Origin of the sequence: Actinoplanes sp. NPDC051851, assembly GCF_040681165.1 — a bacterium.
Lineage (GTDB): Bacteria > Actinomycetota > Actinomycetes > Mycobacteriales > Micromonosporaceae > Actinoplanes.
On sequence record NZ_JBFAYF010000021.1, the window covers coordinates 62,168 to 86,593 of the forward strand.

Genomic DNA, 24,426 nt, shown 5'->3' on the forward strand with positions numbered 1-24,426 from the left:
TGCGTGACTGCAGGCCCGGCGCAGGCACGCTCCACGCACGCCCGGATCTGCCGATGTGAGCGCGACCGGAACGACAACTTCGGTGCGCAGGAGGACCAGATCAGTATTCGACGCCGGCTCGGGCTATCAGGCCGATCGCGGTGTCGATGGTGATTGCCCGGGAGAGCGTGAAGGCCAGGCCGGCCGCCTCCGCCTGGTCGCGTTCGGCGCCTTTCTTCTCGGACGCCGTGCGCCCGGGAACCGGAAGGATGTCGCCGTGATGCTGCATCGCGGCCACCGCGGCGAAGACCGTCCAGGAACCCCATGGAGAGTCGTCCATGCGGCCCACCCTATTGGTGACGGCATCGACGCGGATTTGTCTTTGCCGCATCCGTGAGGCCGAGGTCCCGTACGCGGAAAGGACCTCCTCCGACGCCGTGGCATAGTGCTCTCGGAGCCTGCGCAGTGGCTCCGGAACGTCCGGGAGGGTTCTCGTCGGCGGGCAGGACGACAGCGGTGTTTCCGGCAGTGCGGCGTCATGGCGGCGACGCAGTTCCTGGCTGATCGGAAACATCACCCCGAGGGCGAAGGGCGCCGAATACAGCTGTGGTTCCGGAATTCCGGGCTCCAGGACGCTGACCATTTCCTTGACATGCAATGCCAGCAGGTTCTCGAAGACGAACAGCCAGGTGGCTCCGGTGGTCCGCTCCACTCCGGGCAGCAGCGAGCAGACGGTGTCCGTGACGTCCCGGCGTACCGTCCGGGCCAGCCACCGGGCCCGCAGCGGTGGCACACCGAAGTGTTCCAGGCCCTCCGCGTCTTCATCGTGCGGCAGGATCGAGTTTACCAATCGGGCCAAAGCCACGTGCGCGCTCTCCATCCATTGTCGGCAAGGTGCCGGCCCGTCAGTGTAGACGTGGGGTGCCCGACCTCAGGTCGTCCGAAGCTGCTCCTGAAGGTGGCACCCTCGATGGCCCGAGAGGCGTCGATATACAGCCGGGCCTCACGGGCGGGTGCGGTTCGGTTGTCGAAGAGCCCGACGAATGGCCACACCTGCCGGATTCCGATTCTGGCCCCGCCGCGATCGCCGATTGCGTGCCTCGTCGGTCCTTCGGTGGGCAGTCGGCGGAGGTTGAAGGACAAGGTCAGTCGCCGGCGAAGACCAGTTCGCCCTCCTGTTCGGCGCAGTACTCGGCCATCGCGCGAAGCCGCATCACCCCACGACGCTCGGAGCCGTCCGCCGCCCGGGTGAGCAGCACCTCCACCTCGGCGACGAGCGCCCGCATCCGGCTCGCACCGAACCGGGTCTCGCCGTGCGGGTCGACCGCGCCGAGCAGCCCGGGTACCGGATCCGCGCGGGACAGCAGCCGGTCGAAGTCCCCGGCGGCGTCGAAGAGCCCACCGCTCGGATCCGGTAGCCCGTGTACTCGCCGACCGCCCACGTACAGCTCGACCTGAAGTCCCATCCGCCGATGATCCAGCACGCCCCCGGTTCTCGGCGACCGTGCCGAGGGGAGGACGATCAGGACACCCGCGTGGACGTCGAAGACCCGGCCGGGATCCACCGTGCCGGAGAGGGCGTCGGTGAGCGCCTGCGGATGCGGCCGGCTGGGCGGCCCCGCGAGCGCCGTTGACGACGAGGCCGTGTATCGACGTCCGGCCGGGGCTGCCGGCGTGGCCAGGAGCGCGCCTGGCAGCGGCCGGACTTCGATACACGGCCTAACGCCTGACTTTCTCCGAGGTCCCGGCGCTCGCCAACGGCCCGAGCCGATGCCGCAGCGCCCGGCGCAGGCCGTCCGGATCGGGGTCGCCGGTGGTGCCGATCCACGCGGCGTGGCCGTCCGGTCGCAGCAGCACGGCGCGCAGTCCGGGGTGCTCGGGACAGGCCGCGTGGACGACGTCGACGCCCTCCCCGGCGAGGTCGCCCGCCGGGCTCAGGTCGAGCAGCAGCCACCGGCCGGTCCGCTGCAGGGTGACCAGGTCGGTGGGGCCGTCGGCGGTGGTCAGGGCGAGGTTCGGGACCAGGCGGCCCAGCCAGGGGTGACCCGTCTCGGGGACCGTGTCGTAGCGGGTGTCGAGTCCGGTGAGGACCTCGGTCAGGGCCCGGTTCCCGTACGGGTGCGCGGCGACCCGGGTGAACAGGTCGATCAGCGGTCCGAGGCGCTCGTCCGCGTCCCCGAACAGGACCTGGGCCCGCGTGTTCGCGAGCAGGTGGGCGCCGGCCCGGTGACGCTCGGCGTGATAGCTCGCCAGCAGGCCCGTGGACGGATCGCGCAGTGTCGCGGCGAGTTTCCAGCCGAGGTTGAACGCGTCGTCGATGGCGGCGTTCACCCCGATCGCCCCGGCCGGCGGATGGATGTGCGCGGCGTCCCCGGCGAGGACGACCCGTCCGCGTACGTAGTCGGTGGCCTGCCGGGCGGCGTTGCCGAACCGGGTCACCCAGCGCGCGGCGCGCAGCTCCACGTGACGGCCGAGCGCGCCGTCGACCACGGACTGCAGCCGTTCGAGGGTGACCGGGGTGTCCCCGTGGTCCTCGACGAGGACGCGGACGTACCCGTCACGGGGGATGACGATCACGGTGCCGCCCGGGCCGGCGGTGGGGCCGAACGGCAGCGCGGCCGGATCGGCGAGCTCGACGTCGCCCAGCAGCCAGAAGCGGGTGGACGGCGTACCGGGGAAGTCGATGCCGGCCTGCTTGCGGACCGTGCTGCGGCCACCGTCGCAGCCGGCCAGGTAGGCCGCGCGCAGCCGGTACTCGCCGTCACCGGTGGCGACGGTCGCGGTGACGCCCTCGTCGTCCTGCTCCAGGGTGCGCAGGTCGTGGCCGCGCCGGATGTCCGCGCCGAGCTCGCGGGCGTGCTCCTCCAGGACCTCCTCCACCCGGGTCTGCGGGATGCCCAGGGTGTACGGGTGATCGGTGTGCGTGCCGGCGAGGCCGAGCGTGACCGGCAGCCCGGAGGACGCGGCGTGCGGTACCGGCCAGCCCTCGGCGATCAGGGGTTCGGCGAGGCCGCGCCGGGCGAGCAGGTCGAGCGCGCGGGCGTTGAGGGTGAACGCCCGGCAGAACTCCGGTCGCCGCGGTTGCCGTTCCACCAGCACCGTGGTGACCCCGGCGTGGCGCAGTTCGACGGCGAGCAGGAGTCCGGCCGGTCCGGCCCCGGCGATGAGTACCTCGGTCATGCGGTGGGCTCCGTCCAGGTCCACCCGGTCGCGGTGCGTTCCACCCGCGGCCAGGACAGGGTGCCGCCGGTGATCTCGGCGAGGGTGTGCCGTACCCAGTCGAGCTCGGCCCGCCAGGTGTGCAGCCCGTACTCGACCTCGATCATGAAGAGCCGGGGGACCGTGCCGGCGCCGACGGTGGCGGCCAGCGCGGATTCGGCCTCCTCGATCCGCGTGGTCAGGTGGCCGGCGCGTTCGGTCAGCGCGTCCGTCGCGCGTTCCGGGCCGAGCGCGCCGAGATAGGCCACCGCGGCGAGGAACTTCGGATATTCCGGTACGGGCACGCGCACGAGCTCGTCGATCCAGCCGACGAACTCGGTCTGGCCCGTCGCGGTCGGGGCATAGACGGTGCGCTCCGGACGGCGGCCGTCCCGTCCGGTCTCCACACTCTCGATCCAGCCGTGCCGGACGAGCGCCGCGACCGTGTCGTACAGGGAACCGGTGTTGATCTTGAAACTGCCGCCCTTGTAGCGCTCGCGCAGGGTGGTGGCCATCTCGTAGGGGTGCATCGGCTGCTCCTGGAGAAGCCCCAGGACGGCCAGTGCCAGCGTGTTGGTGATCTTCCGCTTCGCCATGTGATCGGTTTCTAATAGTAGGATCCGACTATCCGAAACCGACTATGGCGGATCGACGCGGCGTGCGCAACCGGGTTCAGTCGAGACGGAAGCGATCGCGGTACGCGCTCGGCGTCAGCCCGGTTCGTCTCCGCAGCTGAACGCGGAGGTTGGCGGTCGTGCCGAGGCCGGTGGCGCGGGCGATGACGTCGAGCCGCCGCTCGCCGCGCTCGATCAGGCGGCAGGCCAGCGACACGCGTTCGGCGGTGAGCCAGGCCAGCGGCGTGGTGCCCAGCTCGGCCTGGAAACGGCGGTGCAGGGTGGCCGGGCTGACCACGGCGCGTGCCGCCATGGCGGTGACGGTCAGTGGCTGATCCAGGTGCTCCTGCGTCCAGGCCAGCAGAGGAGCGAGGGACGTCTCCGGTACGACCGGAACGGGCCGCTCGATGAACTGGCGCTGCCCGCCGTCGCGGTGCCCGGCGAACACCAGCCGGCGGCTGACCGCGGCGGCGATCTCGGCACCGTGGTCGCGCCGGATCAGGTAGAGGCCGAGGTCGAGCGCGGCGGCGCTGCCGGCCGAGGTGAGCACGTCGCCGTCGTCGATGAAGAGCACATCGGGATCGAGGCGGACCCGCGGGTACCGGGCGGTGAACAGCTCCGCCCAGCGCCAGTGCGTGGTCGCCCGGCGCCCGTCGAGGACACCGGCGGCGGCCAGCGCGAACGCCCCGGTGCAGAAGCTGACCAGGCGGGCGCCCCGGCGGGCGGCATCGCGGACGGCGGTCAGCACGGCGTCGTCCGGCGGCGTCTGCGGGTCGGGGCGGTTCGGGACGATCACGGTGTCGGCGCCGTCCAGCGCGTCGAGGCCCGCGACCTCACTCAGCGTGAACAGTCCGGCGTGCATGCTCACCGCGGGTGTGTGGGAGCAGAGCGTGAAGTCGTACCAGGAACGCTCCAGCTCGGGGCGGCGCAGCCCGAACAGCTCGGTGGCGACGCCGAGCTCGAACGGGTTCGACCCGTCGTCGACGATCATGGCGATCCGGTGCGAGGATCCTTGCGGCATTCGCGATTCATAGCACTCCTACCGGGCGTACGCGGTCCGCGAGGATCGATCGCATGACCGAGAACCCGATCGACCTGACGGCCGCGCTGGCCGCCGTCGACGAACTGTGGAGTCCCCGGATCGTGGCGAGCGTCAACGACTACGACGTGCGTATCGCCAAGATCGAGGGGGAGTACATCTGGCACGAGCACAGCGACACCGACGAGTTCTTCCTGGTCCTCGACGGCACCCTGCACATCGCCCTGCGCGACGGCGACGGGGGAGCGCAGCGGTCGGTGGTCCTCGACCGCGGCAGCGTCTTCGTGGTCCCGGCCGGCACCGAGCACCGGCCCTCGTCACCCGGCGGCGCGTCGATCCTGATGTTCGAGCCGAACGGCACCCCGAACGTCGGCGACCACCACGACCCGCTCCCGGACCACATCACGGTCTTCACCGGCCGCGAGGGTTAGCCCGTGGCGGCCTCGGAGACGGCCCAGAGGCGGGCGGCGTTGTCCGGGTTGAAGACGCGCGGGTTCAGGCGCATCGGCTCGCCCCGGCCGTAGAGGGCGCCGTTCGTCAGGGTCCCCGCCGGTGCCGTGGCGAGCCGGACGAGGCGCCGGGCCGACCTCTCCGGGGTCAACAGGAAGGGCGCGTAGCGGAAGAACGGGCGCAGTGGGGTGTCCCGGCCGATGTCGGTGCGGGCCACGCCGGGATGCAGGCTGAGGCTCAGGATGTCCGGCCAGCGGTGGGCCGCCTCCATCGCGAAGAGCACGTTGGCGGCCTTGGAGGTCTGGTAGGAGGCGATGCCGTGGTAGCGCTGCGGGCCGGGGTCGAGGCGGTCCGGGTCGATCCGTACGTTGGGCGCGGGGCCGACCGCGGTGTTGACGATCCGGCCGCCGCGCAGGCGTTCCCGCAGCAGGTGGCTGAGCAGGAAGTGCGCCAGGTGGTTGGCCTGGATGGTGGCCTCCTGGCCGTCCTCGGTGAGCCGGTGGGACATGGTGACCATGCCGGCGTTGTTGGCCAGCACGTCGATTTTCGGGTACGCGTCGAGCAGGTGATCCGCGAGCGCCCGGACCTCGGTCAGCCGTTCGAAGTCGACGGCGCGGTCTCCCGGTGCGGTGCCGCCGCCGGCCGCCGTGACCCGTGCGACGGCGGCGGCGAGGCGAGTCTCGTCCCGGCCGATCAGGACGAGCCGGTGTCCCGCGGCGGCGAGCTGTTCCGCGGCGGCGAGCCCGATGCCCGAGCTCGCGCCGGTGATCACGATGGTGCGTGGTTCCGTCATGTCCGCCTGTCTCTCGAGGACGCCGCCGAGTGCAGACATGACGACGGTGCGGAGGGCGCCGGGGTTCAGTCGCGTTCGGTACCGCCGGTTCACCAGAGGCGTGTACGGGGCCCGGCCGGTCGGCCGTCGCGTTGCGGTGGATCACGTCGAGCAGTCGCCGGAGCTCCGCCCGGTCGTCGGCGGAGAGGCCGTCGACGACCTGTCGCTCCGAGCGGCCGGCCAGCGTGATCAGGCGGTCGCCTGATCGTGTACACCGCCGAGCCGGGCTCCCCGACGTGGACGGCGTTCCAGCGCCTCGGTGCGACCACGGTGCGCTGATCCGGGCGTACCCGGGGCCCGCGGGTCTTCGTGGTCCGGCATACCTGGGGAAATCCCTAGGTATCGGGTAACCGACGGAGGGTGAAACTGGCATTGAAGCCCACTGTGGAGTCACCTACCGTCGGTCTATGCGCACCGGGGGGCTGGCATTGTACGGTCGCCGGGCGGAGTGTGCACGCATCGATACGATCATCACGCGGGTCGGTACGCGTTCCGGTGCGGCGCTGCTGCTGACCGGGGAGCCCGGCATCGGCAAGACCGCCCTGCTGCGGTATGCGCACGGGCACTCGGCCGGGGTCCGGGTGCTCTCCGCCCGGGGCGTGCCGGCCGAGGCGTCGCTGCCCTTCGCCGGGTTGCACGAGCTGTTGCGACCGGCCCTCGGTCTGCTTCCCCGGATCCCACCGCGCCAGGCCGAGGCGCTCTCCGCGGGTCTGGCCCTCTCCCCGGCGGCCGACGTCGACCACCTCGCCGTCGCGGCCGGAACGCTCAGCCTGCTCACCGCCGCCGGCGCGGAGAAGCCGCTGCTGGTCATCGTCGACGACCTGGAACTGCTCGACCCGACTTCGCGGGAGGCGGTGCTCTTCGCGGCCCGCCGCGCCGGTGACGACGTGGGCATGCTGCTGAGCAGCGCCACCGGCCACGACGCCGCGCTGCCCGCGCACCCGATCACCCCGCTCGACCCGGACGACGGACTGGAGATGCTGCGCGCCACCGGCCGCCGCCGGATCGCACCCGGCGTCGCCGCGCAGCTGGTCGCGGAGACCGGCGGTACGCCCCTGGCGCTGCTCGAGGTGATCGAGGTGCTCACCGAGGGCCAGCTCACCGGAGTGGAGCCGCTGCCCGATCCGCTGCCGGCCGGGCCGCTGGTGCTGCGGGCCTTCGGGCCCCGGCTGGAGGCGCTCTCCGCCGAGCGACGGCTGGCGCTGCTGACCGCCGCGGCCGCCGGTGACCTGGGACTGGCCCCGGTGCTGGCCGCGTCGAGCCTGCTCGGCGTCTCGCCGGAGCTGCTCACCGACGCGGCCAGCGAGGAGTTCGTCGCGGTGTCCCGGGACCGGCTGATCTTCCGGCATCCGCTGCTGCGCGCCGTGGTCTACCACGCGGCACCGGTCGCCCAGCAGCGCGCGGTGCACCGCGCGCTCGCCGAGACCGCGCCGTCGAGGCTGCGCCCCCGGCATCTCGGCGCGGCCAGTCTCGCCCCCGACGAGGCCGCCGGGGACGAGCTGGAACGCAGCGCCGCGGGCGGGGAGCCGCTGGAGGCTCAGGAGGCGGCCCGGCTGATGGAGCGGGCCGCCGATCTCTCCGGCACCGGCGGGGTGCAGGCCCGGCGGTGGGTGGCCGCCGCCGAGCTGTGGCAGCTGGCCGGCGCCTCGGGCCGGTGCCAGGGGCTGCTCGACCGGGCCGGGCGGCTCACCCTGGACCTGCGGGTCCACGCGCACGCGCAGGTGGTGCGCGGCAGGTCGGAGCGCCGCCGCGGCCGCCCGGCGCAGGCGCGGCACCTGCTCGACCGGGAGGCCGCCAGGGTGCACGGCACCGACCCGGCCGGCGCGGTCACGCTGCTGCTGGACGCGGCCGAGGCGGGATGCCTGGCGGATGACACCCGGGCCGCGCTGGCCGCGATCCACCGGGCCCGGGCGCTCGGCGGGCGGGCCCCCGGTCCACTGCCGGTGGTGACCACCGCGGTGCACGCGTCGGTGCTCGCCCGCTGCGGTGACCTGACCGGAGCGCGGGCCCTGCTCGACGGCTGCCGGGGGGAGGTGGAGCGGGTCCTGCTCGGCGACCGGTTGCCGACCGGCTGGCGGGGTACGGCCTGGGTGGCGTACCCGGCGCTGCTGGCCCGGCTGGGACTCTTCGGCGCGGCCGGCGCCCTCCTCGAGGAGGCGATCCTCCGGGCCCGGCAGCGGGGCACGACCGCCCTGCTGCCGGGTCTTCTCGTGGAGCGTGCCCAGGTGAGCACCCGGATCGGTGACTGGGACGGCGCGCACGCGGCCGCGGCCCAGGCGGCCGAGCTGGCCGGGCGCACCGGGCAGGACACGGACCTGGCCGGCGCCCTGGTCTGCCTGGCCCGGCTCGCCGCGGCCCGTGGGCGCCGGGCCGAGTGCACCGGTTTCCTGGACCACGCCCGGCGGCTGCTCCGGCCCGGCCGGTACGACGGTCTGGAACCGGCGATCGCCGCCGTCGAGGGACTGCTGGAGCTGGGCGCCGGTGATTTCGAGACGGCCTACCTGCGGCTGGAACGGCTCGCCGCGAAGGTGGAGGCCGGTGGCGCGGCCGACCACGGCCGGACGGCGTGGGCGGCCGACTTCGCCGAGGCCGCGGCCCGGCTGGGGCGGCCCGGCCGGGCGCGGCGGCTGCTGGCCGAGGCGGGACGGCACGCGGGTGGCTCCGCGGAGCTGCCCGCCATCCTGGCCAGGGGTACCGCGCTGCTGGCCACCGATCCGGTCTTCGCCGAGGCGTTGCGCGGTGGCCCCGAGGACCCGTTCGAACGGGCCCGCACCGAGCTCTGCTTCGCCGAGTGGCTGCGCGACCAGGGCCGCGACGGCGAGGCGGCGGCCCACTCGGCGACGGCGGCCACGGTCTTCGAGCGACTGGCCGCCGACCCGTGGACCGCGCGGGCGCGGTCGGTGACCACCGGCTGCCCGAAACCGCGCGGCACCGGGGAGGGCGAGCCGATGGCGGCCCTGACCGACCAGGAGCGCCGGGTCACCGAGCTGGTCGGGCGGGGCGCCACCAACCGGGAGGCGGCCCAGGCGCTCTTCGTCAGCACCAAGACCGTCGAATTCCACCTGCGCGGCGTGTACCGCAAGCTCGGGCTGCGGTCCCGGGTCGAGCTCGCGGTGCTGATGGGCCGCTCCGGGGCGGCACCCCAGGGTGGTCCCGGGCCCGCGGACTAGGGAGTTCATCGGCGCGCCCCGGCACCCCCGCTGCCTACCGTTCTTGCCGTCCACGGCGAAGGGGGTTGCCCGGTGGGGAACTACGGCGTCATCGCCGACGTCTCCGAGATCATCAGGGATGCGCTGTCCACCGCGCTGCGGGACCTGCTGCCAATCCGGACCGAGGCCGAGCTCAACGACCTCTCCGACACCGTCTCACCGGATCCGCCCAAGCTCACCATCTTCCTGTACGAGATAGCCGAGGATGCCGCCTCCCGCAATCGGGCTCCGGTCCGCTCGGACCCGTCGCAGGGCGCGCCGACCGTACGGAAACCGCCGATGGCCCTGGTGCTGCGCTATCTGATCACCGCGTGGGGCGGTGACGCGCCGACCCAGCAGCGGATGCTCGGCAAGGCCCTGGAGACGTTCTACGACAACGCGATCCTCGCCGGCGCGCAGCTCTCCGGCACGCTGGCCGCCGGCACCGACGCGCTGCACTTCATGCTGACCCCGCTCAGCCTCGATCAGAAGGCCTGGGTCTGGTACGCGATCCAGAAGCCGTACCGGCTCTCGCTCAACTACGAGGTCCGGGTGGTCAACCTGGACTCGGCCGTGGATCTGCCGGTGGTACCGGTCAGCAGCCGCACCGTGGTGCCGGCCCGCCTGGAACGGGCGGCGCCGTGACCACCCTGATCCGGCGGCCGCTCCCCGACGAGCGGCGCCTCCTGGTCAGCCCCGCCTGGCTGGCGCTGGTCGACGACCACCGCCGGCAGCCGTACGACACCGGCCCGCTCGCGGCCCACCTGGAGCGCTGGGACCAGCGGGTCTGGGTGCCGGAGACGGCCCGTGCGGTGCGTACCGCCTCCGGCGTGGTCGCGTACCCGGGACTGGGACGGCGGCGGGAACCGGCGAACGCCGAGCCCGCGCTCTACCGGGTCCGGCTGGAGGCGCCCGGCTACCGGGTCCTGTACACCCCCGACGACCAGCTCGACCGGTTCACCGCCGACGAGACCGGCCGGGAGTTCCTGGCGTACCCGTACGACGACCGGACTCCGCCCGAGGTGAGCGCGGTCCCCGAGACGATCCGGCTGCTGCCCGGGGTGGCGTACGGCTACACCCCCGGCACCCGGGTGATCGCCGGGGTGGTGCGCCGTCCCGGATCCGGCGTTCCGGTCGCGAACGTGCTCGTCGCGTCCGAGGGCCGGACCGCCGAACCGGACGACGCGCCGTGGCGGGAGCGGACGCTGACCGACGAGGCCGGCGCGTTCCGTCTGGCCCTGCGCTGGGCCGGCACCCCGGTCGCCGGCGATCCGCCCGCCGAGGAGTTCACCGTCACCGCCACCGAGCGTCCCGGGCGTGCCGGGCGTCTGACCCTCCGGCTCCCCGACGAACTGGGCCGGGTCCACGTCATCGAGATCAGCGAATAGCCAGCGGGATCAGCGAACAGAGCAGCGGAAGGGAGCCAGGGATGCCCGAGTACCTCAGCCCCGGGGTCTACATCGAGGAGACGGTCGCCGGTCCCCGGCCCATCGCCGGGGTGGGCACCCGCATCGCCGGCATGGTCGGGGTGACCGTACGCGGCCCGGCCACCGGCAAACCCGTGCTGGTCACCAACTTCCTGGACTTCCAGACCCGGTTCGGCGGATTCCTGCCCACCCCGCCGCCGCCGGTCACCGACCGCTGGGAACGGGACGCGGGGGAGGGCGGCCGCTGGTGGGACTTCGCCCTCTCGGTGAAGGGGTTCTTCGACAACGGCGGCACCCAGCTCTACGTGAAACGGGTGGTCAGCTCCGGTGCCGTCGCGGGGGCCGTGTCGCCGGTCCCGGCCACCGTCACCGAGGTCACCCGGGACGCCGCGGCCGGCGCCGACACCCTCGCGGTGCGGCACCTGATCGGGTTCACCGGCGCGAACCCGGCCGTCACCGTGGTCCGTGGCGACGACGGCACCGAGATCGTGACCAGCACCGTCGCGTCGTACTCGCCGCTGGGCACCGAGCTGACCCTCGCCGACGCGCTGCCCGCCGAGGTCCGCGCGTCCCGCGGCGACCACGTCCGGTTCGGACCGGCGGGACCGGCCGACCCGCCGGAGGGCGGCACGCTCACCTTCACCGCGGTCAGCCCCGGCGCCTGGGCGAACGGCACGCTGGTGCGGGCGCGCCCGGTGGCCGCCGCGACCCTCCCGCTGCTGCCGGCGCCGGCCGAGGGGCAGATCTTCCTGACCCGGGTCGCCGAGGCCGCCGACGAGGACTCCCGGACCGTGGTGGTGGCGCCCGCGGCCGGGCTCGCCCCCGGCGAGGTGTGGGTGCAGATCGGCGACGGCGGGTTCCAGGCGACCGTCGGCGACGACGAGACGCTGACCTTCGCCGCCGGCACCACACACCCGGCCTGGCCGGTCGGCACCGCGGTCCGCCGGGTGCGGCGGGTCAACCCGGACGACGGCCCGTTGCTGGTCGGCGGCGCGTCCCGGCTCTACCCGGGCGCGGTCGTGCAGCTCGACACCGGCGCTCAGCTCTCCCTGCACCGGGTCACCGCGCTGAGCGGCCCGGAGGTGACCCTGGACCCGGTGCCCGGCGACGTGTTCTTCGAGACCGACACCCTGCAACTGGTCGAGGCCGAGGTGGCGGTCACCACCGCGGACGGCTCCACCGAGACGATCGGCGGCCTGCGGCTCTCCGACGAGTTCGCGAGCGCCGTCGCCACCCGCTCGGGGCTGGTCCGGGCCACCCCCGGCGACGACCTGACCGGCACCTCGGAGGCGGCCGCCTACCTGGCCGCGCTCGGCGGGACCGCCCGGCTGCTGGACGGCGGCGACGACGGCTACCAGGAGCTGAGCGTCGCGGACTTCGCCGGCACCGACGGCGGCAGCGGGGCCCGGACCGGCATCGTGGCCCTGGAGGACATCGACGAGATCGCGATCTGCGCGGTGCCCGGCGTGTGGTCCGGCACGGTCCAGTCCGCGCTGATCACGCACTGCGAGTTCATGAAGGACCGGTTCGCCGTCCTGGACCCGCAGAACGACCTGGACATCGCGGGGATCCAGGCGTTCCGGGAGGTCTACGACACCAGCTATGCGGCCCTGTACCACCCGTGGATGTTCACCCGGCACCCGGACACCGGCCTGGACGTGGAGATCGCGCCCTCCGGGCACGTCGCCGGGATCTACGCCCGCACCGACGCCGAGCGGGGGGTGCACAAGGCCCCGGCGAACGCGGTGATCCGCGGCATCCGGGCCCGCGACGGCCTGGCCCAGGACATCACCCGGCGCCAGCAGGACCTGCTGAACCCGCGCAACATCAACGTGCTGCGGTTCTTCCCCAACCAGGGATACCGGGTGTGGGGCGCGCGGACCCTGTCGTCCGATCCGGCGTGGCGCTACGTCAACGTACGCCGTCTGTTCCTGTTCCTGGAGGAGTCGATCGAGGAGGGCACCCAGTGGGTGGTCTTCGAACCGAACAACGAGTCGCTCTGGGCGCTGGTCAGGCAGACCGTCGGCAACTTCCTCACCGGGGTGTGGAACTCCGGCGCCCTGGCCGGGACCACCCCGGACGAGGCGTTCTTCGTCGCCTGCGACCGCACCACGATGACCGAGGACGACCTGCTCAACGGCCGTCTGGTCTGTGTCGTCGGGGTGGCGCCGGTCTTCCCGGCCGAGTTCGTCGTCTTCCGGATCCAGCAGATCACCCAGCAGAACCTCTAGGAGGGGTGCCCCCATGCCGCCGGTCATCCGGGACGACCCGTACGCCGTCTACAACTTCCAGGTCATCGTCACCAACGTCAGCGACGACGGCACCGCCGCCAGCGGCGCGTTCAACGAGGTCTCCGGCCTGGAACTGGAGATCCCGCCGATCGAGTACCGGACCGGTGCCGAGGACATCACCGTACGCAAGATCCCGGGTTTGAAGAAGTTCACCAACATCACGCTGAAGCGGGGGATCACCGGGTCGGTGGTCTTCTTCAACTGGATCGTCGAGGCGCTCAACGGCAAGGTCCGCCGCACCTCCGGGGCGATCGTCATGCTCGACGAGAACCGGCAGGAGGTCATGCGCTGGAACTTCGACCGGGCCTGGCCGACCAAGTACACCGGGCCGACCCTGAGCGCCGGCAAGAACGAGATCGCCATGGAGACGCTCGTGCTGAGCGTCGAGAGCCTGACCATCGCGTAGCCGACGATGACGGTCACCCTGCCCGGCCTCACGGTCACCGCCGTCACCGCGCCGGCGTCCGCCGGACCGCTGCGCACCGACGTGGTGGTCCTCCTGGGCCGGACCACACGCGGCCCGGTCGGCGTGCCGGTACGGCTCACCGGCTGGGACGACGCGCTGCTGGCGCTCGGCCCGCCCGGTGACGCGGCGACACCGCACGCGCTGCACGGGTTCTTCGAGAACGGTGGCCGGGTGGCCTGGGTGATCCGGGTCAGCGGACCCGGCACGGCCGCCGCGGCGCAGTGGATCCCCGGCACGCCCCGGGCGGGCTTCGGGTTCACCCGGTACCGGGTCGTCGCGTCCAGCCCCGGCGCCTGGGCGAACGGCACCAGGGTGTCGATCCGGTTCCAGGCCAGCACCGTCGCGGGCCCACCGGCGGTCACCGTCCGGGTCGCCGCGCCGGGCGAGCCGGCCACCGTCGCCGCCTTCCCCGGCGATCCGCGTCTCATCCGGTTCGAGCCGCTCGGCGATCCGGCGCCCCCGCCCGAGCCGTCCGGCCCGCTGACCGCTCGCTGGGACCTGGTGCTCACCGGCGGCGCCGACAGCCCGCCGACCCGGGACGACTACCGGGCGGCGATCGAGACCCAGGCCGAACTACCGGAACCCGCCCTGGTCGCGCTCCCCGACCTCGGCGGGCTCCCCGACGGCGACTGGACCGACACGGTGCTCGACCTGCTCGCCGAGATCGACGACCGGCACGACCGGCTCGCCCTGCTCGACCTGCCGGAGCGCGCCGCCACCCCGGACGAGGCGGCGTCCTGGCTGGCCCGGCTCACCGCGAACCGCGGCGACCCGGTCCTGCGCGCGGCGGCCGTCTACCACCCGTGGCTGGTCATGCCGGACCCGGCGGCGGGCCGCGACCGTACGCTCACCGTCCCGCCCAGCGGCCACGTCGCCGGACTGATCGCCCGCCTCGACGCCGAACGCGGCGCCCACCACACCCCGGCGAACGCCACCCTGCTCGACGCGGTCGACCTGGCGCCGCACCTGCCCGAGGCACAGCAGTCCCGGCTCTTCGCGGCCGGGGTGAACCTGCTGCGCTGCGCGCCCGGCCGGGGCCTGCTGGTCTGGGGCGGCCGGACCCTCGACGCCGGGTTCGTCGCCCACCGGCGCCTGATCCACCTGCTGGTCCGGGCCATCCACGGCACCGCCGACCCGCTGGTCTTCGACGTGAACGGGCCCGAGCTGCGGCTGGCCCTGGTCCGGGCGGTCACCTCGGTGCTGCTGACCGCGTACCGGTCCGGTGCCCTGGCCGGCGCCCGCCCGGAGGAGGCCTTCCGGGTGCGGTGCGACCAGGAGAACAACCCGCCCACCGCGGACCCGTCCCGGGTGGTCTGCGACATCGGCGTCGCCCCCGCGAACCCGATGGAGTTCATCGAGATCCGCCTGGTGCTCGGGCAGGACCGCGGGCTGGAGGTGCTGGAGGCATGAGCGACGGCACCGAGCGGCACCCGGCCGGCGGTCGGCGACGGCCTTGCGGGCGAGGGCCGGGACGGCATGCCGGAGGGGGCACAGCATGACGGCCCCGCTGGATCCGCTCACCAGGTTCCGGTTCTTCGTGACCCTGGACCCGGGCGACGCGTACCTGCCGCCCGCGCAGGCGCAGCTGCTGCCGATGGTCGCGGCCGGCGCGTTCCAGGAGGTCACCGGTCTCGGCGCCACCCTGGACGTGCTCGCCTACGCCGAGGGCGGCCGCAACGACACGGTCCACCAGCTGCCGGTCCGGCACTCCTGGAACCGGATCGTCCTCAAGCGCGGCCTGATCCGGGACCCCGGCCTCTGGGCCTGGTACGCCGCCGGCCTCGCCGGTTCGCTGGGCGCCCGCCGCGACGGCGCGGTGGTGCTGCTCGGCGCCGACGGCGTACCCGCCTTCGCCTGGGCGTTCCGGGCCGGCCTGGCCGCCAAGTGGACCGGCCCCGACCTGCACGCCGAGCAGAGCGCGGTCGCCGTCGAGTCGCTGGAGATCGCACACGAGGGGCTGGACCGCGCCGGTCCGGCCGGACGGGGGTAGCCGCGGATGGCATCGGTGACGATCCACAACCTGGAGGTCCGTTTCCAGGTCGACGGCGACGACCACGCGGTCTTCCGGCAACTCTTCGAACGGCACATCCAGGCCTGGATGCGCGCCTACGAGCAGCAGTGCCGGCAGAGCGAGCGCAGCCGCCACGAGCGTGCCCTCGGCGACCGGGAGGCCCGGTGACCACCCCGATCGCCGCGGCCGGGCAGGCCGTCGCGCAGGCCCGCCTGGAGATCGTCCGGCCGCGGATCGCCGACGAGCGGCAGCGCCGCATCCCGCTGCGGTTCAACCCGACCGACTACAAGGTGAGCAAGAGCAACACCTTCGCCGAGATCGGCATCCCCGGCCTGGAGACCCCACCGCTGCAGTACGTCCGCGGCGGCTCCGAGGAGCTCTCCCTGGAGGCCCTGGTCGACACCTCGGACACCCTCGAGGACGTCCGGGAACGGTACGTCGACCGGCTGCGCTCGCTGATGACCCCGGACAGCCGTGAGCACGCCCCGCCGATCGTCCGGTTCGTCTGGGGCCGGTCGGTCTTCACCGGCGTGGTCGCCAAACTCGACATCACCTACCAGCTCTTCCTGCCCGACGGCGTACCGCTGCGGGCCAAGCTCGACCTCGGTCTCAAGGAGTACCGGTCGGCGGCCGCGCAGGCCCAGGACCCGCCGCGGTCCTCGCCGACGGTGGAGAAGAGCTATCAGGTCCGCGCCGGCGACACGCTCACCAGCATCGCCGCGGCCCTGTACCGGCGGCCGGACGCGTGGCGTGAGCTGGCCCGCGCCAACGGCATCACCGACCCGCGTGAGGTGCGCCCGGGCCGGATCCTCACCGTGCCGAGGCTGCGATGACCAGCCCGGCCAGCCGGGCGCTGGTGGCACCGGCGGACCGGTACGCCCCCGAGTTCCGGGTCGACATCGAGGGCCTGGAGCTGGACCCGGCCACCAAGAACGACGTCCTGGAACTGAAGGTGTACCGCGACGTCGAGGACATGTCCGGTTTCGACGTCACCCTGAACAACTGGGACGACACCACGCTCACCTTCAAGCACAGCGACTCGCCCCGGTTCACCGTCGGCCAGCGGGTGGTGGTCCAGATCGGGTACGCCGACCGGCTCTGGACCGTGGTGACCGGCACGATCAGCACGCTGAGCCCGCAGTTCCCGGACAGCGCCGCCTCCACGGTCGCGGTCAGCGGGGTGGACGGCATGCAGAGGCTGAAGGACAGCAAACCCGCCGAGGGCGTCCCGAAGATCTACACCGACCGCACCGACGCGGAGATCGCCGCCGAGATCGCCGCCCGTAACCAGCTGCGGATCGTCGCCACCGCGTCGGCGCCCCGCTACGAGCAGGTGGTCCAGAAGAACCAGGACGACGCGACGTTCCTGATGGAGCGCGCCAAGCGGATCGACTTCGACTGCTTCATGCTGCCCGACGAGGGCACCGGCGCGGACACCCTCTACTTCATCCGGCCGACCGACGGTCGCGACGGGACCCCGGTCACCCTCTGGCGACTGGCGTACGGCCCGGGCCTGGCCACCGGACCGTCGTCGCAGCCCGCCGGCCTGGTCCCCAACCTGATCAGCTTCACGCCGACGCTGACCCTGGCCAAACAGGTCGGCAAGGTCACCGTGCGCGGCTGGGACCCGCGGACCAAGCAGGCGATCACCGCGACCGCCTCGGCGGCGGACCTGCCGCGCCCGGCCGACGCCTCGGGCTCCGGTGACAGTGGCCCGCAGGCGGCCGACTCGGCGTTGCAGGGCCGCCAGGACGTGGTGATCGACGCGCCGGTGGACAGCGACGAGGAGGCCCGCGAGCTGGCGATCAGCCTGCTGCGCGAGCGGGCGTACGAGTTCGTCACCGGCACCGGCCGGATCGCCGGGCTGCCCGAGCTGCGCCCCGGCGACAACGTGGAGATCGCCGGGGTGGGCCGCCGTTTCTCCGGCACCTACTACGTCAAGCGGGTCGAGCACTCGCTCGGCTCGGGCGGCTTCTTCACCGACTTCACGGCCCGCCGGATCTACGACGGAGGCACCGCATGACCAGGGTCGAACCCCGTTCCCGCAGCACCGACCAGCGCTACTACGGCGTCGTGCCGGCCCTGGTCGAGGAGATCGACGGCGACGACGAGGGCCGGGTCAAGCTCCGGTTCCCGTGGTTCGACGACGGCACGGTGACCGACTGGTGCCGGGTCAGCCAGCTCTACGCCGGCAACGGCTACGGCGCCTGCTTCGTCCCGGAGAAGGGCGACGAGGTGCTGGTCGCGTTCGTGCACGGCGACATGCGGTTCCCGATCGTGCTCGGCGGCCTCTACAACGGACAGGACAAGCCGCCGACAAGCCGCCGGGAGGGCCGGGACCGCAAGATGATCCGGACCCGGCACGGCCACCAGCTGATCTTCGACGACCAGGAGAAGCAGGCTGCGGTTCAGGTGATCTCCGCGGCCGGGCACCGGGTCGAGCTCGACGACGCGGGGAAGGCGGTCCGGATCACCGCGGCGCCCGGCGGGACCATCGCCGTCGAGGCGGACGGCGCGATCACCCTGAAGTCCCGGCAGAGCGTCACCATCGACGCCCCGCGCATCGCCCTCGGTAACGGCGCCACCGAACCCGTCGTGCTCGGCACCCAGCTCACCACGCAGTTCGCCGCGCACGTGCACGCCACCCCGGCCGGGCCCAGCTCGCCGCCGTCCACGCCGCTCACGGTGACCTCCGGGACGGTGAGCACCCGATGACCGACCCGGGTTTCCTCGGCGCCGGCTGGCGCTTCCCGATCGCGCCGGACGAGGCCGGCCGGCTCTCCTACGCGGTCGGCGAGGAGAGCATCCGCAGCTGTCTGCTCGCCCTGGTGCAGACCGGCCTCGGCGACCGGGTGATGCGGCCCGACCTGGGCACCCGCGCCCCCGACCTGGTCTTCGCGCCGCAGAGCGTGCAGAACCTGCGCGACCTGGAGGACTCGCTGCGCGAGGCGATCCGCCAGTTCGAGCCGCGGGTCGAGGTCGACGAGATCGCCGCCGAGTCGGTGCCCGGCGACGAGACCACCGTGACCGTCACGGTCCGCTACCGGATCCGGCGGACCAACACCAAGGGCAACCTGGTCTTCCCCTACTACCTGGGATTGGCGTGAGATGACCTCGCCGGTGCTGGACGACCTCACCTGGGACACGCTCATGGAGGCGGTCCGGCAGCAGATCCCCGCCGAGTCCGGCGGCCGCTGGACCCTGCACGCGCCCGCCGACCCCGGCATCACCCTGCTCGAGCTCTTCGCGTACCTGCTCGAACAGCGCGTCTACTGGCTCGACCAGATCCCGGACACCCTCGTCGTGGCGATCCTGAGGCTGCTCGGCCTCGACCCGCCGCGCCCGGCCCGCATCGCCGGGACCGTCCTGCAACTGGCCGCCCCGCAGCGCCAGGAGGTGCCGGCCGGGACCCGTTTCAGCCGTGACCTGACCGTTTTCACCCTGGACGACGACGTCACCGTGCTGCCCGTGAACGGTCCACCGCGGCTCTGGGCGGGCGGCCGCGAACGCACCGGGGACCTGGCCGCCGGGCGGAGCGTGCCGCTGCTCGGCACGCACGGCGGCGCCGACGAACTGCGGATCGCCCCGAACCTGGCCGCGGGTGCCGAGGCCGCGGGTGCCGGGAACCCGGGCGCCGGGAACGCCACGCTGTCGCTGCTGCTGAGCCTGGAGTCCGGATCGCCCGGGCAGTGGTCGCCGGAGGCCGTGGACGACGTGCCGCCCCCGGCGACGCTCACCTACGAATGGACGGAGGCCGCCGAGGACGGGAGTCCGGGCCGATCGCTGGGCGCGCCCGCGGCGGTGGCGGACGGCACCGCAGGGCTGCGCCGCCCCGGCCTGCTGCGGCTCGCTCTCCCCGCGTCGCTTCCGCCCGGTGGTCCGTTTTTGATCGTACGCACCTCGCGGGCCTCCTACGCGTCCCCGCCGCTGCTGACCGCCCTCGCCGTGAACTGCGGGATCGCCCGGCACCGGGAGACCCGGACCGTCGACGCGGCCGACCAGATCCTGGACTGGCTACGCCTGCCCGGCCAGCGGCTGCTGCTGCCGGACGCCCGCGACCAGCTGCTCGACGCGACGGTCCGGATCCGCCGCGACGGCGTGGTCACCGACTGGCGGCCGGTACCGGACCTGACCTTCGCCGGCCCGGCCGACCCGGTCGTCGTCCTCGACCGGGCGGACGGCGCGGTCTGCTTCGGCGACGGGCTCACCGGCGCGATCCCGGTGCCCGGCGACGGCCCCGGCGCGGTCACCGTCGACTACCTGCTCGGCGGCGGGACCGGCGGCAACGGTGGCCGTACCGGAAATTGGTTTCCTCTGGAACCGGCACCGCCCGGCGTGACCGCGAGCAACCCGGTGCCCGCCGAAGGCGGCGCCGACCCGGAGACGATCGACGAGGCCCGGCTGCGCGCCGGCGGGGAGCTGACCGCCACCGGCCGCGCGGTGACCGCCGCCGACGTCACCGACCTCGCCGTCACCACGCCGGGCGCCGCCGTGGCCCGCGCCTGGGCCGGCGTGGCCGAGCACCCCGGATACCCCGGCACCCCGGTGCCCGGCGCGGTCACCGTCCGCGTCGTGCCGCGGGTCCCGCGCACCGCCGGCGACCTGGCCGCCGACGACTACATCGCCGCCGTCCACCCCGACCCGGGCCTGCTCGACGCGGTGCGGCGACGGCTCTGCGCGGCCCGGCTGATCGGCACCGAGCTGTTCACCCTGCCACCCCGCTACCGGCCGGTGGCGCTGCGCGTGGAGGTCGCCGGCCCGCTCGCCGACCCCGGCGCCACCGAAGCCGCGCTGCGCACCGGGCTGCGCCGCTACCTCGACCCGCTGACCGGCGGCGACGACGGCACCGGATGGCCGTTCGGCGACCCGCTGCGCCCCTCCGGACTGCTCCGGGTCGCGCAGGACACCACCGGGGACGCGGCGGAGGTCACCGCCGTCGCCATCGGCCTGGACGGCGCACCACCCACGCAGAGCTGCGACGACGTTCGGTTGCGCCCCGGCGAACTGCCCGCCCTCACCACGGTGTCGACCGGAGGGCCGTCATGAGCGACCCGGTGTGGTGGGAGCGGGCGGCCGGCCCCGGCGCGCCCGGCCGGATCGTGCCCGGCCCCGGCCCCGCCGGCGTGCAGCCCGAACTGGTCACCGCCACCAAGGAGGCGGTCCGCGCCGAGATCAGCGCGCTGATCCCCGCCTACACCCCGGACTGGTCCAACCCGGACCCCTCCGACGCCGGGGTGGCCCTGGTCCGGCTCTTCGGCACCCTCGCCGAACCGGTCCGGACCCGCCTCAACCGGTTCCCCGAGAAGATCCTCGCCGAGCACCTCGCCGTCGCCGGGATCGGCGGCCGTCCGGCCACCCCGGCCACCGCGCTGGTCCGGTTCACCGCCGCGCACCCCGACGGCGCGTCGGTGCAGGTCCCGGCGGGCACCCAGATCAGCGCGCCGCCCCCGCCCGGCGAGCGCGACCAGGTCTTCTTCGAGACCCGCGACGACCTCTTCGCCGCCTCGGCCACCGTCTCCGCGATCGCCGTCGCGGACGCCGGGCGCCTGGAGCCGAAGGCCGCCGGGACCGCGTTCGCCGCCTTCGGTGCCCGGCCCCGGCCCGGCAACGCGCTCTGGCTCGGCCTCGCCGGTGGCACCACCGCGCCGTACCCGTCGCTCTCGCTCGGCCTCGTCCTGGAGGCCCGCGCCGGGACGGCGCCCGGCCCGCTGCTGCGCTGGGACGTCCTCTCCGGCGACCGTCTGGTGCCCGTCCCGGTGGAGGCGGACGGTACCGAGGGGCTGCGCGGCACCGGCGTGGTCCGGCTGCGGCTGCCGCGCACCTGGGATCCGGGCCGCCCGCCCGGTTCCCGCCCGCTGCCGCTGCTGCGCTGGCTGCGGGTGATGGTGGCGGACGGCGCGTTCACCGTCCCGCCGGTGCTGGGCGCGGTGCTGCTCAACGCGGTCGACGCCGACGCGGTCCGCACCGTCCGCGGCGAGGTGCCGCAGCCGGTCACCGGCGGGTCGGCCGGGGGGCGTACCCGGTTGCGGCTCAGCCAGGTGCCGATCGTGCCCGGCAGCGTCCGGCTCACCGTCCGTGACGACACCGCCGGCGGGGTCTTCGGCACCACCGCGGCGGCCGCCACCGTCTGGACCGAGGTGCCCAGCCTCGCCGACCGGGGCCCCGCCGATCGGGTCTTCACCGTCGAGTACGCCACCGGCCTGCTCACCTTCGGCGACGGGGTCCGCGGCGCCCGGGTGCCGCAGGGCTTCCGCAACGTGGTCGCCGACGCGTACCGGGTCGGTGGCGGCACGGCCGGTGCGGTGGCGGCGGGGGCGATCCGCTCGCTGGTCACGTCCCTGCCGAACCTGTCCGGGGTGACCAACCCGTTCCCGGCCGGCGGCGGCACCGCCGCCGAGCCCGCGGCCGACCTGCTGCGTGACGGGCCCGGGCTGTTGCGTACCGGCGGACGGGCGGTCGCCCCGGACGACTACGGCCTGCTCGCCCGGCAGGCGCCCGGTGCCCTGGTGGCCCGCGCGCACGGCATGCCCGGCACCGACCCGGCCCGGCCCGGACGTCCGGTGCCCGGCGTGGTCGGTGTCCTGGTGGTGCCGCTCGTCCCGGAGAGCGACGACCCGCCGGTGCCGGACCGGGCCACGCTGCGGGCGGTCGAGGAGTTCCTCACCGGATCGGTGGCGCCGGCCGGTGTCCGGGTGGTCGCGGCCGCCCCGCGCTACCAGCGGGTCACCGTGGAGGCGTCGGTGGTGCTCGACCCGTCGCGGGACCGGGCCGCGCTGCTGGCCGAGGCGACCGACCGGCTCCACGACTACCTGCACCCGGTGCGCGGCGGCCCGGACGGCGCGGGCTGGCCGTTCGGCGGCCCGCTGCGCCACACCGTGCTGGTCCGCCGCCTGCTCGCGGTGCCCGGGGTCCGCGCGGTGCCGCGGCTGAGCCTGACCGTGGACGGGCTGGCCGTGCCGCGCTGCACCGACCAGCCACTGCGGACGGCGGCGCTGCCCTGGCCACAGCGTCCGGTGCTGATCCCGGTCGAGGACACCGGGGAGGCGGCATGAGGTGCGTGACCGGTCCGGCGGTGTTCCGGCTCCTCGACCCGTACGTCGGCTGGGACGCCACCGAGGTGACCGGAGTGACCGGCCTGGGTGACCCGGCGGGCCTGCGCCTGGACCGGTCCGGCGGCGCCGCGGCCCGCCAGGAACTGCTGCCGTGGTTCCCCGACCCGCGTCTGGCCCTGCCGCCGTGCCGCCCCTACTACCTGCTGACCGGGCACGGCGTCCGCCGCCTCGACCCCGGCTCCACCGCGTGGCGACCGATGGCGTCTCCGCCGGTGCGCGAGCCGGTCGCCGTCGCGGCCGCCGGGCACTGGCTCGCGGTGGCCGACCGGCACGGCGTCCGGGTCTGGTGGCGCGCGGGCGAACACCTGGTCACCCACCTGAGCTCGCCCGGCGCGGCGATCCTCGCGCTCACCCCCGGCGGCGGGGTCTACCTCGCCGCGCGGGAGGGCACCGATCTGCGGTACGCCCGTCCCGGTGCCCCCACGGCCACCGTGATCAGGACCGGTCTCCCGGGCACCGTCGAGGGGCTGCGCACCGGCCCCGGGCACACCCTCTGGCTGCTGCTGCGCACCGGCGGCACCCTGGACACGTGGCGCTCGGCCGACCACGGCGCCACCTGGGAGCGGGCCGACCCCACGACGCTGCCCGCGAGCCCCCTGACCGCGACCGGCGACGACGGGTTCTCACTCGACGGGATCGGCGCGTTCACCTGGGACGGCGCCCCCACCGGCAGCCCGGTCCGCGCCGCCCCGGCCCTGCTCACCGAGGGTGGGCTGGACACCGCCCCGATCGACAGCGGCATCTCCCGCTGCCGGTGGCACCGGGTCGGCGCCGACGCGACGGTGCCCGCCGGCACCGCGGTCACGATCGCGGTCGCCGTCACCGAGGACGCGGCCACCGTCCCCGACCCCGCCGACTGGCAGCAGGCGCCGCCCGGCTCCCGCGACTTCCTCGTCCAGCAGCCGCCCGGCCGCTACCTGCACCTGCGGCTGGGGCTGACCGGCGACGGCACCGCCACCCCGGAGGTCCGCCGGATCCGCCTGGACTTCCCGCGGTCCACCAGCGCCGAGTTGCTGCCCCCGGCCTACCTGTCGGACCGGGCCGACCCGGCCGCCGAGGACTTCACCCAGCGGTTCCTGGCCCTCTTCGACACCGTGATCGGCGGCCTGGACCGGGTGATCGAACGCTACCCGGCGCTGCTCGACCCGTCCGGCGTCCCCGACCGGGCGCTGCCCTGGCTGGGCGGCCTGCTCGGGCTCGCCTTCGAGGCCGGGTGGAGCACCGCGGTGCGGCGCGCGCTGCTGGCCGCCGCCCCCGAGCTGTACCGGCGGCGCGGCACCCCGTGGGCGGTCCGCGAGGCGGTGCGGATCGTGCACGGCGTCGAGCCGGGCCTGGTGGAACAGGGCACGACCCGCTCCTGGGTACGCCTCGGCGCGGACGGCGCGCTCGGCGGCGCCCGGCTCTTCGGCCGGTCCACGGCCCGGTTCCGGGTCGGTACGTCGGCGCTCTCCACCGCGCCGTTGCGCAGCGCGGGCGACCCGCGGCAGGACCCGCTGACCGTGGACGCGTACCGGTTCCGGGTGGTGCTGCCCGCCGGCGCCGCCGGGGTGGACGTCGCGGCGCTGGAGCGTCTGGTGACCGCGCACGCCCCGGCGCACACCCGGGGCCGGGTCGTGCCGCCCGGTCCCGGCTGGGTGGTGGGCCTGCACTCGGCGGCCGGGGTGGACACCGTGTTCACCGCGCCGCCGCCGATCGTGCTCGGCGCCGCCACGGCACGGCTGGGCGGAGCGAACGTGGTGGCGCCGAGCCGGGCGGGCCGGCGGATCGGCGTGGTGGTCGGGGAGCCGGCCGGAGAGAAGAGCGTGGCGTGGTGACGACG

The 24,426-nt window shown here is 74.4% G+C and carries 22 protein-coding genes; 16 read left to right on the forward strand and 6 right to left on the reverse strand.

What is annotated here, in order from left to right; all coding sequences use genetic code 11:
- Nucleotides 1-100: 100 nt before the first annotated feature.
- The 5 genes from AB0M08_RS21130 to AB0M08_RS21150 form a co-directional block, all read right to left on the reverse strand.
- A complete protein-coding gene (locus AB0M08_RS21130) occupies nt 101-859 on the reverse strand; it encodes a hypothetical protein (protein WP_364495649.1) in 759 nt (252 codons plus the stop codon).
- A 265-nt stretch (nt 860-1,124) separates the two neighbouring features.
- A complete protein-coding gene (locus AB0M08_RS21135) occupies nt 1,125-1,445 on the reverse strand; it encodes a hypothetical protein (protein WP_364495652.1) in 321 nt (106 codons plus the stop codon).
- A gap of 253 nt (nt 1,446-1,698) precedes the next feature.
- Nucleotides 1,699-3,159 (reverse strand): FAD-dependent monooxygenase, encoded by a 1,461-nt coding sequence (locus AB0M08_RS21140; RefSeq protein WP_364495655.1) that lies wholly within the window; start codon nt 3,157-3,159, stop codon nt 1,699-1,701.
- Nucleotides 3,156-3,773 carry a PadR family transcriptional regulator gene (locus tag AB0M08_RS21145; protein ID WP_364495657.1) on the reverse strand — a complete coding sequence of 206 codons (618 nt, stop codon included), beginning with the start codon at nt 3,771-3,773 and terminating at the stop codon, nt 3,156-3,158. The genes AB0M08_RS21140 and AB0M08_RS21145 overlap by 4 nt, the downstream gene beginning before the upstream one ends.
- Before the next feature lie 76 nt (nt 3,774-3,849).
- Nucleotides 3,850-4,812 (reverse strand): helix-turn-helix domain-containing protein, encoded by a 963-nt coding sequence (locus AB0M08_RS21150; protein WP_364495660.1) that lies wholly within the window; start codon nt 4,810-4,812, stop codon nt 3,850-3,852.
- A 53-nt stretch (nt 4,813-4,865) separates the two neighbouring features.
- Here AB0M08_RS21150 and AB0M08_RS21155 point away from each other — a divergent pair, with 53 nt between their 5' ends.
- Complete coding sequence (locus AB0M08_RS21155; protein WP_364495662.1) at nt 4,866-5,261, forward strand: cupin domain-containing protein; 396 nt, start codon at nt 4,866-4,868, stop codon at nt 5,259-5,261.
- Here the strand turns inward: AB0M08_RS21155 and AB0M08_RS21160 are convergent.
- Nucleotides 5,258-6,073, reverse strand: coding sequence for an SDR family NAD(P)-dependent oxidoreductase (locus AB0M08_RS21160; protein ID WP_364495665.1), 816 nt, complete (start codon nt 6,071-6,073; stop codon nt 5,258-5,260). The two genes, AB0M08_RS21155 and AB0M08_RS21160, sit on opposite strands and share 4 nt — an antisense overlap.
- A 446-nt stretch (nt 6,074-6,519) precedes the next feature.
- Here AB0M08_RS21160 and AB0M08_RS21165 point away from each other — a divergent pair, with 446 nt between their 5' ends.
- The 15 genes from AB0M08_RS21165 to AB0M08_RS21235 all read left to right on the forward strand — a co-directional run bounded on the left by AB0M08_RS21165 (nt 6,520) and on the right by AB0M08_RS21235 (nt 24,421).
- Nucleotides 6,520-9,282 carry a LuxR family transcriptional regulator gene (locus AB0M08_RS21165; RefSeq protein ID WP_364495668.1) on the forward strand — a complete coding sequence of 921 codons (2,763 nt, stop codon included), beginning with the start codon at nt 6,520-6,522 and terminating at the stop codon, nt 9,280-9,282.
- 72 nt (nt 9,283-9,354) lie between these two features.
- Entirely contained in the window at nt 9,355-9,945 is a 591-nt protein-coding gene (locus tag AB0M08_RS21170) for a DUF4255 domain-containing protein (RefSeq protein WP_364495670.1), read from the forward strand.
- Nucleotides 9,942-10,688, forward strand: a complete 747-nt coding sequence (locus tag AB0M08_RS21175) for a hypothetical protein (protein WP_364495673.1) — start codon at nt 9,942-9,944, stop codon at nt 10,686-10,688. The genes AB0M08_RS21170 and AB0M08_RS21175 overlap by 4 nt, the downstream gene beginning before the upstream one ends.
- A 41-nt stretch (nt 10,689-10,729) precedes the next feature.
- A complete protein-coding gene (locus AB0M08_RS21180) occupies nt 10,730-12,958 on the forward strand; it encodes a phage tail sheath C-terminal domain-containing protein (RefSeq protein WP_364495675.1) in 2,229 nt (742 codons plus the stop codon).
- Between the two features lie 13 nt (nt 12,959-12,971).
- A complete protein-coding gene (locus tag AB0M08_RS21185; RefSeq protein ID WP_364495677.1) occupies nt 12,972-13,424 on the forward strand; it encodes a phage tail protein in 453 nt (150 codons plus the stop codon).
- Between the two features lie 6 nt (nt 13,425-13,430).
- Nucleotides 13,431-14,894, forward strand: coding sequence for a phage tail sheath subtilisin-like domain-containing protein (locus AB0M08_RS21190; RefSeq protein ID WP_364495679.1), 1,464 nt, complete (start codon nt 13,431-13,433; stop codon nt 14,892-14,894).
- 85 nt (nt 14,895-14,979) lie between these two features.
- Nucleotides 14,980-15,474, forward strand: a complete 495-nt coding sequence (locus tag AB0M08_RS21195) for a phage tail protein (RefSeq protein ID WP_364495681.1) — start codon at nt 14,980-14,982, stop codon at nt 15,472-15,474.
- Nucleotides 15,475-15,480: 6 nt separating this feature from the next.
- Entirely contained in the window at nt 15,481-15,663 is a 183-nt protein-coding gene (locus AB0M08_RS21200) for a putative phage tail protein (protein WP_364495684.1), read from the forward strand.
- Nucleotides 15,660-16,328 (forward strand): LysM peptidoglycan-binding domain-containing protein, encoded by a 669-nt coding sequence (locus tag AB0M08_RS21205; RefSeq protein WP_364495687.1) that lies wholly within the window; start codon nt 15,660-15,662, stop codon nt 16,326-16,328. The genes AB0M08_RS21200 and AB0M08_RS21205 overlap by 4 nt, the downstream gene beginning before the upstream one ends.
- Nucleotides 16,325-17,518: a hypothetical protein gene (locus tag AB0M08_RS21210; protein ID WP_364495690.1), complete on the forward strand. Its 1,194-nt coding sequence runs from the start codon at nt 16,325-16,327 to the stop codon at nt 17,516-17,518. The genes AB0M08_RS21205 and AB0M08_RS21210 overlap by 4 nt, the downstream gene beginning before the upstream one ends.
- Nucleotides 17,515-18,210, forward strand: coding sequence for a phage baseplate assembly protein V (locus tag AB0M08_RS21215; protein ID WP_364495693.1), 696 nt, complete (start codon nt 17,515-17,517; stop codon nt 18,208-18,210). The genes AB0M08_RS21210 and AB0M08_RS21215 overlap by 4 nt, the downstream gene beginning before the upstream one ends.
- Entirely contained in the window at nt 18,207-18,602 is a 396-nt protein-coding gene (locus tag AB0M08_RS21220; protein ID WP_364495695.1) for a GPW/gp25 family protein, read from the forward strand. Before AB0M08_RS21215 ends, AB0M08_RS21220 begins: the two co-directional genes overlap by 4 nt.
- A gap of 1 nt (nt 18,603) precedes the next feature.
- A complete protein-coding gene (locus AB0M08_RS21225; protein WP_364495698.1) occupies nt 18,604-20,541 on the forward strand; it encodes a putative baseplate assembly protein in 1,938 nt (645 codons plus the stop codon).
- Nucleotides 20,538-22,547, forward strand: a complete 2,010-nt coding sequence (locus tag AB0M08_RS21230) for a putative baseplate assembly protein (protein WP_364495701.1) — start codon at nt 20,538-20,540, stop codon at nt 22,545-22,547. The genes AB0M08_RS21225 and AB0M08_RS21230 overlap by 4 nt, the downstream gene beginning before the upstream one ends.
- Nucleotides 22,544-24,421 (forward strand): phage tail protein, encoded by a 1,878-nt coding sequence (locus tag AB0M08_RS21235; protein WP_364495703.1) that lies wholly within the window; start codon nt 22,544-22,546, stop codon nt 24,419-24,421. The genes AB0M08_RS21230 and AB0M08_RS21235 overlap by 4 nt, the downstream gene beginning before the upstream one ends.
- Nucleotides 24,422-24,426 lie beyond the last annotated feature (5 nt).

What these genes read in the sequence shown, in the direction of transcription:
- AB0M08_RS21235 (WP_364495703.1), top strand. Translation starts at nt 22,544, where the DNA reads ATGAGGTGCGTGACCGGTCCGGCGGTGTTCCGGCTCCTCGACCCGTAC.
- AB0M08_RS21210 (WP_364495690.1), top strand. Translation starts at nt 16,325, where the DNA reads ATGACCAGCCCGGCCAGCCGGGCGCTGGTGGCACCGGCGGACCGGTAC.
- AB0M08_RS21180 (WP_364495675.1), top strand. Translation starts at nt 10,730, where the DNA reads ATGCCCGAGTACCTCAGCCCCGGGGTCTACATCGAGGAGACGGTCGCC.
- AB0M08_RS21130 (WP_364495649.1), bottom strand. Translation starts at nt 859, where the DNA reads ATGGAGAGCGCGCACGTGGCTTTGGCCCGATTGGTAAACTCGATCCTG.
- AB0M08_RS21185 (WP_364495677.1), top strand. Translation starts at nt 12,972, where the DNA reads ATGCCGCCGGTCATCCGGGACGACCCGTACGCCGTCTACAACTTCCAG.
- AB0M08_RS21160 (WP_364495665.1), bottom strand. Translation starts at nt 6,073, where the DNA reads ATGACGGAACCACGCACCATCGTGATCACCGGCGCGAGCTCGGGCATC.
- AB0M08_RS21140 (WP_364495655.1), bottom strand. Translation starts at nt 3,159, where the DNA reads ATGACCGAGGTACTCATCGCCGGGGCCGGACCGGCCGGACTCCTGCTC.
- AB0M08_RS21155 (WP_364495662.1), top strand. Translation starts at nt 4,866, where the DNA reads ATGACCGAGAACCCGATCGACCTGACGGCCGCGCTGGCCGCCGTCGAC.
- AB0M08_RS21220 (WP_364495695.1), top strand. Translation starts at nt 18,207, where the DNA reads ATGACCGACCCGGGTTTCCTCGGCGCCGGCTGGCGCTTCCCGATCGCG.
- AB0M08_RS21145 (WP_364495657.1), bottom strand. Translation starts at nt 3,773, where the DNA reads ATGGCGAAGCGGAAGATCACCAACACGCTGGCACTGGCCGTCCTGGGG.
- AB0M08_RS21150 (WP_364495660.1), bottom strand. Translation starts at nt 4,812, where the DNA reads ATGCCGCAAGGATCCTCGCACCGGATCGCCATGATCGTCGACGACGGG.
- AB0M08_RS21190 (WP_364495679.1), top strand. Translation starts at nt 13,431, where the DNA reads ATGACGGTCACCCTGCCCGGCCTCACGGTCACCGCCGTCACCGCGCCG.
- AB0M08_RS21230 (WP_364495701.1), top strand. Translation starts at nt 20,538, where the DNA reads ATGAGCGACCCGGTGTGGTGGGAGCGGGCGGCCGGCCCCGGCGCGCCC.
- AB0M08_RS21195 (WP_364495681.1), top strand. Translation starts at nt 14,980, where the DNA reads ATGACGGCCCCGCTGGATCCGCTCACCAGGTTCCGGTTCTTCGTGACC.
- AB0M08_RS21200 (WP_364495684.1), top strand. Translation starts at nt 15,481, where the DNA reads ATGGCATCGGTGACGATCCACAACCTGGAGGTCCGTTTCCAGGTCGAC.
- AB0M08_RS21165 (WP_364495668.1), top strand. Translation starts at nt 6,520, where the DNA reads ATGCGCACCGGGGGGCTGGCATTGTACGGTCGCCGGGCGGAGTGTGCA.
- AB0M08_RS21215 (WP_364495693.1), top strand. Translation starts at nt 17,515, where the DNA reads ATGACCAGGGTCGAACCCCGTTCCCGCAGCACCGACCAGCGCTACTAC.
- AB0M08_RS21135 (WP_364495652.1), bottom strand. Translation starts at nt 1,445, where the DNA reads ATGGGACTTCAGGTCGAGCTGTACGTGGGCGGTCGGCGAGTACACGGG.
- AB0M08_RS21225 (WP_364495698.1), top strand. Translation starts at nt 18,604, where the DNA reads ATGACCTCGCCGGTGCTGGACGACCTCACCTGGGACACGCTCATGGAG.